This window comes from Moorena sp. SIO4G3, from assembly GCF_010692305.1.
Taxonomy (GTDB): Bacteria; Cyanobacteriota; Cyanobacteriia; order Cyanobacteriales; family Coleofasciculaceae; genus Moorena; species Moorena producens_A.
This window is the reverse complement of record NZ_JAAHIG010000280.1, coordinates 1-11,866: the sequence shown is the minus strand read 5'-3', so window position 1 is coordinate 11,866 and position 11,866 is coordinate 1. Positions and strand designations below refer to the sequence as shown.

The following is an 11,866-nucleotide window of genomic DNA, read 5'->3' as shown; positions in this document are numbered from 1 at the left end:
AAGACAAGCCTATTGGTTGAGAGAATCTAGGAGCCGTGTGAGGCGAAAGTTTCACGCACGGCTTTGAAGGAGAGGTGCCTGGGCTAATCCCCAGCATCGACTCTAATAGAACCCCGTGTCTTTAGACTGGGGATGAAACAGAGAGACTGGATAAATCCAGTCGTGTCCATTTCCTCTCTTATCCAGTTTTATAAGAATTTCCCAATACTGGTATTCGACTCTTTAGCTGATAATTGAAGACACTTGCACGCAGCCCCAGTAAGCAAAACGGTATGAGGCTTTTTTAATTCGTCATGATGTACGGGTACCCCCCTCATCCTCTTTATAGTTTTTCGCTCGTTTGTTATTGACATAACTAGAACTAATGTCTATACTAAAGATATGCTAAAAAAACAATAAATTATTACCAAGTGTATAAAACAATCCCAGTAAAAGCTAATTTTTCAAACGAAGAAAAAGCCTTCTGGGTTTTTCAGTGTGAACAGGCTAACAGTCTATTCAACTGTGCCATCTATTATACAAAACAGAAGCACTATGACTGGCTTAATAAGCAGGAAGCTTATACCACTTTTTGGCGCGGTGATGAACTTCGGTGTGGCTGGAAAGCTTATAAATGTACAACTAAATATCCTGAATTAGATAAAGCATTAAAAATGAGTCCCCACTATAAGGGGATGGCAGCTCAGTCGGCTCAACAGACCTTGAAAACTGTTGGGGAAGCGATCGCTAGCTACAACCAACTGGTTGGATTGTATTATAAAGGCAATGTTGACAGACCAAGGTTCCCTCGGTACAGGAAAAAAGGTGGACTAGCTGCTGTTACTTTTCCAAAACAAGCTTTAACCTACAAAGATGGATTGTTTTATCCGTCGGTCAGTAAAGAGAGTAAACCAGAATTACTCACGAAAATCACTTTAGACCCACCTGATTTTATAGATCCGGACTGGGTAAAAGAGGTAACAATTCGCCCTTATTATGGGCAACTTTGGATTGACTGGGTGATTGAGGACGGAAAAGAACCGGTCAAGGAAAACCCAAACCTTGATTACTCTCAAGCCTTGGGGATAGATCATGGAGGCGATAACTGGCTAACCTGCGTTTCGACTCTTGGAAAAAGCTTCATTATTGATGGGAAGAAGCTAAAGTCGATGAATCAGGGGTATTGTCGGTTGGTTGCCAAACACAAAGAAGGCAAGCCAGACTTTCACTGGGATTCAAACCTAGATAGGATTCAGAGAAAGCGCAATAACCAGATGAGGGACGCCATCAATAAAGCAGCTAGATTTATTATCAATCGCTGTCTTGTTGATGGTATCGGAAATATAGTAGTAGGTTGGAACGAAGGTCATAAAAGTAGATCTAATATGGGGAAAATCAATAATCAAAAATTTGTTGCAATTCCCACAAAAAGGTTAATAGAAAGGTTAAAGCAACTCTGCTCTGAATATGGAATCAAGCTGACAATTACCGAAGAGTCTTATACGAGCAAGGCGTCTTTCTTGGATGGTGATTCATTACCGAAGCACGGTGGAAAACCCGTTCGCGTAGCGTCGGCTTTGCCGAAAGGGTGGAAACCATCAGGAAAGCGAGTTAAACGCGGTCTGTATAGGACATCTAGAGGGAAGATAATTAACGCCGATTGTAACGGCGCTGCTAACATCATCAAGAAAGTAACCACACAGCCATTCGACCTGGTCAAGTTGGTTAGGGAATCTTTGACAGTTCCACATCGGTATGACATTTTTAACTCTCTTAAAAAATCATATCGAACAAGAAGCGTTCGCGTAGCGTCGGCGAAAGCCGATAGTGGCAGCTTGAAACCGTGCCACTTCGCTTCTTGTAGAATCTCCCGTGTTTAAACCGGGGGAGATGTCAACGGTTTACAACTGTTAGAGCCACAACCCTTACGTCAACAGCAATGGAGTATGGTTACTGCGGGCTTAAGCGAAGCTCGTCAAGGCTTTCGGCCTTTACCGAGTGTGAAAGATGAGATTGAGCAAATTACCAGAAACGTGTCAGGGTCGGTACTAGTCAATCAGGAATTCACCCGCAGCAACTTTGCCAGGGAAATGAATACTAAAAGGAATGTAGTACACCTGGCGACCCATGGTCAGTTTAGTTCCAATGCTAACGATACCTTTCTACTAACTTGGGAGGGTCGCATCAATGTCAAGGAATTGGATCAAGTGCTACGTAGCCGAGCATTTGTGGGAGAAGGAGGGATTGATTTACTAGTTCTAAGTGCTTGTCAAACAGCAATAGGAGATGACAGAGCTGTGTTAGGGTTAGCTGGGTTTGCGGTCAGATCCGGAGCGCGATCTACTATTGGCAGTTTATGGTCAGTGCGTGATGACTCTACAGCGATTTTAATGACTAAGTTCTACGATTACTTGCAACAACCAGGGATGACAAAAGCAGAGGCACTTCGGAAAGCCCAGCTAGATTTGATGGTAGACCCTAACTTTAATGAGCCTGTATTTTGGGCTCCTTTTGTATTAGTAGGTAATTGGTTATAAGTAATTAGTAATTAGTAATTGGTAATTAGTCTAGCTTTTTGCAAGCTAGTAAGGTACAATGATGAGGATACCTTAGATATAGCTGTTTTTAATTAGGGCTTGCTGATTAACTCTCAAAGCATTGACAGATAAAGGTTTTAGCCTTGTTGGGTCGAAAAAAGTGCCAGCTTTTCGGTCGAAAAAGCTCATTTAATTGGCATTTTGGGCAGACAAGAGCAGAAAAATCATCGGACTTGTCTTCCGACTACCTCCTATATAATTCCCATTTCTCCTAACTCCTAACTCCTAACTCCTGACTCCTACCAATACCAAAAGACTTTTTCAGCAAACCCTAATTAGGTGAGGTACAAATCTTTGAGGTGCGACCCGTGGCGAATTTAATTCTTAATGGGTCAAGCGCACCTAAGCTTTTAGGGAACAGATAATAGGGAACAGATAATAGGTAAAAAATAGTTTGTACCTCATTAGAGTAAAAACCGCTAGAACAGGTTTGAGGTAATGTTAATAATTGTAACAAAAAACCGGTCAATAGGTCGAAGTTTCTGATTTGAGTGTGATAGATAAATATAGCAACACTTGATTGGTTGTACTTAGCGATAGGAACATCAATTATTGGCTAAGTGTCAACGTAAATGATTACTTAATCAGTTGAGGCTAAACCCTATGAAGATCAAACTCATTATTGCTTCGATGATAATCAGCGCACTATCGTTCGGGGTTTTAGGGGTTCATGCACAAATTAGTAGTGGTGGTGCAGACCCAGGACCAGGAACGGCTCAAAACGAGTCTGGGAGTGAACAAAATCCCTTACTGACAACATCTGTAAAGGAAGCTGATTTCATTTTTCGAGGAACGGTTGCAAAAGTTCAATATCGCCTCTCATCTAATCAGAGAGGACTTCCTCACACATTTGTGACCTATAAGGTGGAAGAAACCCTTAAAGGTCGAGTCAAGCCAGGCAGCTTGGTTACCCTTCGTTTTATCGGTGGTCATGATAATAAAGGCAATTTTCTAACAGTGTCTGGAGTTCCTTTTTTTGATGTTGGAGATACCGATATCCTTTTGGTCAAGGGTAATGGTAAATCTGGGTGTCCCCTGGTCGGATGTGCTGAAGGTCGGATTCGAGTTATCAACAATCAAGCTTTCTCTGATGAAGGACAACCAATTCTACTCACTAGTCAAGAACAACTAGTTTATGGAAAACATCGTCCTTTGAAAGAAGTAGTTACCCACAGGATAGGTGACACAGTTATTGAGACTGTTTTGTCAACTCCTACTGGAAAAAACCAGGATGGCTCTTCAGAATCTGGTGTGGTTGAGTCTCCCAATGTTCAAGTATCTGAACAACCCCTAGAGCGGAGTAAACTTGAAGGTCTGATCAAAACTAAATTAAACCAGTTCAGCCGAGCGGGACAGGTGCAGAGACGACAGTTTACTACCACTGTAGATCCTGACAAAAACTTTGTAATCAAGCTAGGTTCCCCTTCAGCTCCACCCCAGACCACAGTATCCCCTGGTTTTGAAAATTCAATTCTATCGAGTACAGCAGATCGTAGGGAGATGGAGATGTTAATGAAAAATGAAGGCAATCCTGTCTTACCTAATTCCCCAAGATAATTTTTATCCCCTTTCTATAAAAGGGGATTGGTAATTGAATTGAAAGTTATCACTTGTAAGTTGTTAATTATCCATGACAAACCAGGAAAAAAATATAAGCAAAATTAACAAGTAACAAGTAACCAAAGACAAACTCAGTTGGATTAAACCAAAAAATAACTAGGAGAATTATGATGAAGAGACCTATAGCCGGTTTAATGGCTTTATCATTGTTTGTCGCTATTACTGGCTACATGCCTAAAGCTTCCGCCTACCAAGTTTTGAAATGTAATGGTAAGACGGTCAAGTGGCAAAGTAGTAAGATTCCAGTTCGGATGCGCTCAGCCAGTGTCAGTTTTCCTTCTGGTGCCTGGAGAAATGCTTTAATAGAGGCTGTCAATAGTTGGAACAGAAATCCCAGTAAATTTTCCTTTAGTTTGAGCCACAACGACAGCAGTGTTAGACGACAAAATGGCCAGAATGAAATCTGGTTTACCAGTGATGACAATCTACTCAATGGTGCACCGGCATGGGCTTATTGGTGGTTTAACTGTCCGAATATAACAGAAGTAGATATAGTCTTCGATAATCGAGTGTCTTACACCACCAGTACTAGCAAAAGCGTACTCTGGCCCTATGGGGGAAGCTCTCGTCCTTTCCAAACAACTGCTATGCATGAACTGGGTCATGCCTTAATTCTTCTGCATGAAAACCGATATTACAACATCATGGGTCAAGATTGGGATCATATCCATGCCAATGGCTCCACGGCAAGAGCCTATGCTGGTGAAGATGCTTCCCATGGTGCAGTATTTCTTTATGGTGTACGTTCTCCTCAGCGCCAAGATGTGGCAGTAGTTCATTGGAAGCGCTCAGGTAGCAGTGGTGAATATAGTACACACAGAAGAACCCAAATGTACAACTCTTCTGGATCACTTCTGAGTTCCTTCACCTCATCCGGTGAGCCAGTTTATCGAGTTAACAAAGGGCAACGGGTTCAGGTAGAATTTACCTATGAAAATAATGGTGCTTCTACTCAAAATCCTCGGGTCGGCTTCTATATTTCTACTAATAATATCATCTCGACCCTTGATACCAAAATTGGGGATGTTCCCTATACCCTTGGTAGGAACACTCCTTATACTGCCAGAAATTCAGTGACTATTCCTAGCAATTTAACTCCTGGAAGGTACTACATCGGTGCGATTGTTGATAACAATAATAGTATCGGTGAAATCAACGAAACTAACAATGCTACCTATATCGCGATTCAAGTAAACTGACCGAAGTTGGGGAATGGGGTCGGGAGTGGGCGCGGGGAGATGAAATTGATGTGTAGCTGTAATTAACAGAATTGGTATAAAGATACCAACATAATGGAAAACTACTTCATCGGAAGTTCCCGATTCCCGATTCCCGATTCCCGATTCCCTGTTCCCGCCCTGGGCTATAGTCGTTAGTTGGAAAACTATCCAACTACAATGCTACTACAAATTTTTCCGATTCACTAGCTGAATTTTATTGACAAAATAAGCTTCTCGATGCTGCAATGACTCAGCTAAACTTAGCCCCTTTTGAAATGCTGCTAAGGCTTGAGGATAGTTGTTCATATCCACATAAACTTGACCAATTTTGTCGTAAGTATTCATCAAGCCATAGTAATTATAGGACTTTTGCTCAACTTGGAGCAAAACCTCATAAACTTGCAAGGCAAACTGTGGCTGCTTAGAGGTAAGGTAAAGTTCTGCTAGAGGTTGTAGTGCTTCGCTAGCATGGGCAAACTGCTGTAGAGACCAGGCTAAGGAATAGGCTTCTTGATAGGTTTGACTGGCTTTTTCTGGTTGATTGAGGCTGTTGTAGTCAGATGCGATCGCAATTTTCAGGGCTGGAATCTGGGTATCATTGCCTTGACTGAGGTAAATGTCCACTAATTGCTGCTTTTTCGGCAATGCCTGGTCTGGTTGTTGGTCTTGGTCGTATATATAAGCTAGCTGTTGTAAATAAGCCACTTCTTCACTTATCCGTCCGCTCTGAGCTTGAGCCAGTAATTCCTCATAGGTTTCTGCTGCTTTGGGATAATCAAACCAAGCCATGTGCAATTCACCCATGGTCTTCAAGGTAGCCTCAACCGTTGCCATATCGTCCTGGTTTCGAGCATCAGCGAGAATTTGCTCATAAACTGTCAACGCTTGTCCTGGCACTCGGATCTGTTCATAAGCCTTACCCAAAGCTTTTAACAATGACAGATTGATCGAGTCTTCTGCTTGATTTTCCTGCTGAATCTCTTCCAACCGTGTAGTAATTAGTTGCACTGACTGCTTATTGTTTTCATTCCAGGCAACTCCTCCTACTCTGCCCAAAGTTTGCACTTCTGCCACTAGATCCCCTAGCACTCGCCGCAGTCGGATTTCCCGATACCAGATGTCAAAGGCTTTGGATTGATTACCAGCTTTGAATTCAGCTTGAGCTTGAGCATTCAGTTCATCCAAAGCTTCGCTGAGTCTAGAACGTTCGGAAGGGTTGAGAGGTTCGTCTGGGGATAAGGAAGGCAGGAGGGGATCAGGAGCAGTCAGTTCCAATGGATTGGGATTATCATTATCACTTGATTGGGATAAGGTCACACTAGCAAAACATAACGGGAGTATAGCAGCGGATAATGCTATGATCACCCACTTGCTTAGTTTGGGTCCGAGAGGATGTAAGCGCAAGGTAGCCATAAGGAAACTAAAGAAGGTTACTACAAGTTAGGCTAGCGATTTTAGGTTCAAATTGACATCTGGCTATCTGCATCTGTAGTCCTACTTTCAAGAATTGGTATTATTTCTGCCCCCCTGCACTAGTTTGACCGCTTCCGGGACGAAGTTTGTTCCTGCCACCAAGATTTAGGAGTGACATAACAAGTCTATTTCTCTTTTGTCAGTCTCCAAGACTTAAAATAAGAGAATAAACAGATTGGGTAGCTAAAATGCAGATAGAACAGTGGAAGATTAGTTACAGATTATGAAACAAAATTCCATAAATAACCTTTGGAAACACGGCGCGAAAAGCTAATACGCTAAGGAAACGTTTTTTTGAAATTCATTCTCAAATTACCTCCCAAAAAAAAATTATCAAAACCCTTGAAAATTAAATCAATAATCATTCCAATAATCATTGGATACGTAATTTATTTTTTTACTCATGTCTACAGACTTTATTCCGAATCAAAACAATAATCCAAAAAAACAACGTATTAAGTCCATTAAGGGTTCTCCTGAAGCAGTAATTAATACTATTTACGGCCTTTGTGCATTGGGGTATAGTAAGGTTTCCGACTGGAGCCCTTTGCAGCCGACCGGCATTCCAGGGCAAGTAATTAGTTTTGCAACCAAGTCTTCGACTTGGCGTTAATAGGTTAAATTTCTGGGGGGGTTTCCCCCCCGATCTGATCCGGTAGGATCACATGCGGATTGATTCGGAAACTGATAGACAAGACAATTGCGTTTGCAGCACTGAAATAGCCGTGGATAGTATTTCTACGGCTATTTTTTTTTGCTTTTAATTGAATTGAATTGGCAAGCTATCGAGAAAATGTTTTTTTGGGAAAGACTTAGGTAAAGTTAACTCTTTTCTGATGCCAACAATGAACACCCGTTATCGGGGTTGAGTAATGCCATAATCGGCGGCATAAACTAATCGAAAAACTACCTGGTATTTAACCCCGTTATAGTTACCTTACGAATGGATTTTTTCTAGTCTAATCAGATGAGAATCCCAGTCTTACCAATCCTTTGTTGTTTTAACTAACACGACGAAATAGTCACTCCATAAGAGACCTATAAATATTGTAAAAATAGGCATAAGTGTAAATTTGGGAAACAAAAATTTACACTTATGCCATTCGTCTATAGTAGAATAAAATTGGTTTGATCACGACTTGGGTGTAATGGCGATCGCATAACGAATACTAGGGATTTGCCAGCCCTACCTTGATCACTAAAAGCTAAATTTGTCGATTAAATTACCCGATAATGTGGTATGACTATATAATCTAATTATGTGCTCTTAGTTTTAACGCACAATCACTCACTTATCGCGCTTATTAAGGTAGGATAACCTGACCTAATCAGCCCCTGGAGCGAGCACAAACTAAGCCAATTTAGGAGCCGTGAGTAAGCGTTGTAATTCATCTCATCTCCAGCAATGGCAAGGAGAACGAGTTTTACTGTTATACCCTTCTGGATTAGAGTTCATTAGCGCTTTTATGGGCTTTAAGAATGTAACTGAGTATCTAGAGGTAGCTCATAGAGTATTACAAGTTCCAGATAATCTGGCAATAGATGAAAAAATAATAGAGATTTAATTATGAATAATAACCAGGGAAATATAGTTGAATTTATATCTTGGCTTCACAACCAGGGCATTAATATCTCAACCAACGGGGAAAAACTCCTTTGTCGTGTTAATAAAGGAACTATAACCCCTGCGCTACGCCAACAAATAGCTGAACGTCAAGCAGAAATTATAGTTTTTTTGCAACAAACTGGTCAAGGTTATAAGACTAATTACCCACCAATTAAAGCTATTCCTAGAGACCAAAACTTACCCCTATCTTTTAGTCAAGAACGACTGTGGTTTATTGATCAACTTGAAGGGTCAAAAGCTCCTTATATTGAGCACGGTGCTTTACAAATCACCGGTAACCTAAATGTGTTAGCCCTAGAACAAGCCTTATCAGAAATAATCAATCGTCATGAAGTATTACGGACAAGTTTCCCCACTCTCAATGGCACACCAACACAGGTAATTCACCCCGACAGCACCATCAACATCAATGTAGTAGACCTAAAACAATACCCAGAACCAGAACGGGAGACTATCTTACAGCAACAAGTACAACGTGAAGCAACAACCCCCTTTGACCTAGAAGTGGCACCATTAATCCGGTGTAAATTATGGCAACTAGACACCAGTGAGTATGTGTTAGTGCTGACCATGCACCACATCGTATCGGATGGTTGGTCGATGGGAATATTAATCGAAGAACTATCAAGTTTATATCAAGCCTTTTGTGTAGGAGCTCCATCCCCCTTACCGGAATTACCGATTCAATATGCTGACTTTGCCCTTTGGCAAAGACAATGGTTAAGTGGAGAAATCCTAAACACCCAACTTAATTACTGGAAACAGGCATTATTTGGTGCTCCAGAATTATTACAACTGCCAACAGATCGTTCTCGTCCCCATGTAATGAGTTACCGGGGGAGTAGTGAAAGTTTTAGTTTAACCACTGAATTAACCGGTAAGTTGCAACAGTTGTCTCGGAACTCAGGTACAACCTTATTTATGACCCTACAGGCAGCTTTTGCCACCTTACTCTATCGTTACAGTGGACAAAAAGATATTTTAATTGGTTCACCCATAGCCAATCGCAACCGCCGTGAAATAGAGCAATTAATTGGCTTCTTTGTCAATACTTTGGTGTTGAGAACCCGTTTTGAAGATAATCCCAGTTTTGAGAAGTTGCTCAGACAAGTCAGGGAAACCACACTCAAAGCTTATGAACATCAGGATGTACCGTTTGAACAGGTAGTCGAAGCATTGCAACCCCAACGGTCATTGAGTCATGCCCCCCTGTTCCAAGTGATGTTTGTGCTGCAGAATGCACCGATGGGGAAATTAGACTTACCAGGTGTGAGTTTGAGTCAGTTCAATCAACACAGTACCGTTGCTAAGTTTGATTTGACCCTGTCAATGACAGAAACAGAGCTTGGATTGGTGGGGACATGGGAGTACAACACGGACTTATTTGATGGGTCTACTATTAAACGGATGGCAACTCATTTCCAGAACTTGTTATCAGCAATTGTGGAAAATCCCCAACAAGTAGTGGGAGAGTTACCTTTGTTGAGTGCAGAAGAACGTCATCAACTGTTAGTAGAGTGGAATGATACTGCCAGTGAATACCCAAAAGATAAATGTATTCATCAGTTAGTCTCTGAGCAGGTAGAGAAAACACCAGATGCTATAGCGGTGGTGTTTAACCAAGAGCAATTGACCTACCATCAATTAAATCAAAGGGCTAACCAATTAGCACATCACCTACAAAACTTAGGAGTAGAACCAGAGGTATTGGTGGGGATTTGTGTGGAACGTTCTGTACAGATGGTGGTAGGACTGTTGGGGATACTGAAGGCGGGTGGTGCCTATGTACCCCTCGACCCCAATTATCCTCACCAACGACTGAGTTATATGTTGGCTGATTCGGGTGTTGAGGTGTTGTTGACTCAACAGTCTCTAGTAGAATCTTTGCCAAAAAATCAAGCACAGGTGGTTTGTTTGGATAGTGATTGGGGTGCCATAGAGCAATATAGTGGGGAGAATCTTGAAGTTGGGGTATCTTCTGATAATTTGGCTTATGTGATTTATACTTCTGGTTCTACTGGTCAACCTAAGGGGGTTGCCATGAACCATAGTCCTCTTGTTAATCTTATCCTGTGGCAGTTGAAAAACTCCTCTGCCAAATACAGCACAAAAACTGGGCAATTTACACCGATAAGCTTTGATGTCTCCTTCCAAGAAATATTATCTACTTGGTGTTCAGGTGGAACATTAGTATTAATACCAGAAGATGTACGAAGAGATGGAACTGCCTTATTGCAATTGCTCAAACAACAAGGTGTGGAAAGACTCTTTATACCGTTTGTAGCTCTAGAACACTTAGCGACTAGTGCTTTGACTACTCCTGAATGTTTGCCCTCTACACTGTGTGAATTGATTACGGCAGGAGAACAGTTGCAAATTACTCCCACCCTAGCTAAATTTTTTGAAAAACTGTCTAATTGCCGTCTAGAAAATCAGTACGGACCAACAGAAACTCATGTGGTCAGTGCTTTTACATTAAATGGTTTTCCCAGTAATTGGTCATCACTTCCACCCATCGGTCGCCCCATAGCCAACACCCAAATCTATATCCTAGACAAACACCTCCAACCAGTACCGATAGGAGTACCTGGAGAATTATACCTAGGAGGTGATGGACTAGCCCGAGGATACCTCAACCGCCGGGAACTAACCAAACAAAAATTTATCCAAAACCCCTTCTGTCATTCCAACACAGAACGACTCTACAAAACATCAGACCTGGCCCGATATCTACCAGACGGTAACATCGAATTTATCGGTCGCATCGACAACCAAGTTAAAATCAGGGGTTTCCGCATCGAACTAGGGGAAATCGAAGCAGTCCTGTCCACCCATCCCCACATCCAACAAACCACAGTAATTGTCAGAGAAGATAGTCCTGGGAACAAACGTCTAGTCGCCTATTATGTCAGTCAGTCCGAATCACTAACCACCAATCAACTACGAGAATTCCTCAAACAGAAACTACCAGACTACATGGTGCCCAGTGCCTTCATAACCCTAGAAACCCTCCCCTTAACACCAAATGGCAAAGTAGACCGTTTTGCCCTACCCGCACCAGAAGGAGAAATCAGCAGAGTTGAGGAATACGTAGCGCCACGCACCCCAACCGAAGAAATAATCGCCAACATCTTCGCTCTGGTTCTAGGAGTGCAAGATGTCGGAATACATGACAACTTCTTTGAATTAGGAGGACATTCCCTACTCGCGACCCAATTAATTTCCCAACTGCGAGTGACCTTCAACATCAGATATGCATGTAAGTTTTGTTCATCCCTGATTCAGATCCCCCTAAATCCCCCTTAATAAGGGGGACTTTTGAATCTAATTCCCCCCTTTTTTAAGGGGGG

Annotated in this window: 8 protein-coding genes; 7 read left to right on the top strand and 1 reads right to left on the bottom strand. The window is 41.9% G+C overall.

Annotated elements, in window-relative coordinates:
* Window positions 1-410: 410 nt before the first annotated feature.
* The 4 genes from F6J99_RS32885 to F6J99_RS32870 all read left to right on the top strand — a co-directional run bounded on the left by F6J99_RS32885 (window position 411) and on the right by F6J99_RS32870 (window position 5,395).
* Window positions 411-1,859, top strand: a complete 1,449-nt coding sequence (locus F6J99_RS32885; RefSeq protein ID WP_293119341.1) for a transposase — start codon at window positions 411-413, stop codon at window positions 1,857-1,859.
* A 66-nt stretch (window positions 1,860-1,925) separates the two neighbouring features.
* Window positions 1,926-2,516 (top strand): CHAT domain-containing protein, encoded by a 591-nt coding sequence (locus tag F6J99_RS32880; RefSeq protein WP_293119339.1) that lies wholly within the window; start codon window positions 1,926-1,928, stop codon window positions 2,514-2,516.
* A gap of 663 nt (window positions 2,517-3,179) precedes the next feature.
* Window positions 3,180-4,133, top strand: coding sequence for a hypothetical protein (locus F6J99_RS32875; RefSeq protein WP_293119337.1), 954 nt, complete (start codon window positions 3,180-3,182; stop codon window positions 4,131-4,133).
* Window positions 4,134-4,306: 173 nt separating this feature from the next.
* On the top strand, window positions 4,307-5,395 hold the full coding sequence (locus F6J99_RS32870) for a CARDB domain-containing protein (protein ID WP_293119335.1): 1,089 nt from the start codon (window positions 4,307-4,309) through the stop codon (window positions 5,393-5,395).
* 204 nt (window positions 5,396-5,599) lie between these two features.
* On the opposite strand, the gene F6J99_RS32865 is transcribed toward F6J99_RS32870, so the two are convergent.
* Window positions 5,600-6,829 carry a tetratricopeptide repeat protein gene (locus tag F6J99_RS32865; RefSeq protein ID WP_293119333.1) on the bottom strand — a complete coding sequence of 410 codons (1,230 nt, stop codon included), beginning with the start codon at window positions 6,827-6,829 and terminating at the stop codon, window positions 5,600-5,602.
* A 463-nt stretch (window positions 6,830-7,292) separates the two neighbouring features.
* Here F6J99_RS32865 and F6J99_RS32860 point away from each other — a divergent pair, with 463 nt between their 5' ends.
* From F6J99_RS32860 to F6J99_RS32850, 3 genes are all read left to right on the top strand, one after another.
* On the top strand, window positions 7,293-7,502 hold the full coding sequence (locus tag F6J99_RS32860) for a hypothetical protein (RefSeq protein WP_293119331.1): 210 nt from the start codon (window positions 7,293-7,295) through the stop codon (window positions 7,500-7,502).
* Window positions 7,503-8,259: 757 nt separating this feature from the next.
* Entirely contained in the window at window positions 8,260-8,454 is a 195-nt protein-coding gene (locus tag F6J99_RS32855; protein WP_293119329.1) for a hypothetical protein, read from the top strand.
* A gap of 2 nt (window positions 8,455-8,456) precedes the next feature.
* A complete protein-coding gene (locus F6J99_RS32850) occupies window positions 8,457-11,822 on the top strand; it encodes an amino acid adenylation domain-containing protein (protein WP_293119327.1) in 3,366 nt (1,121 codons plus the stop codon).
* Window positions 11,823-11,866 lie beyond the last annotated feature (44 nt).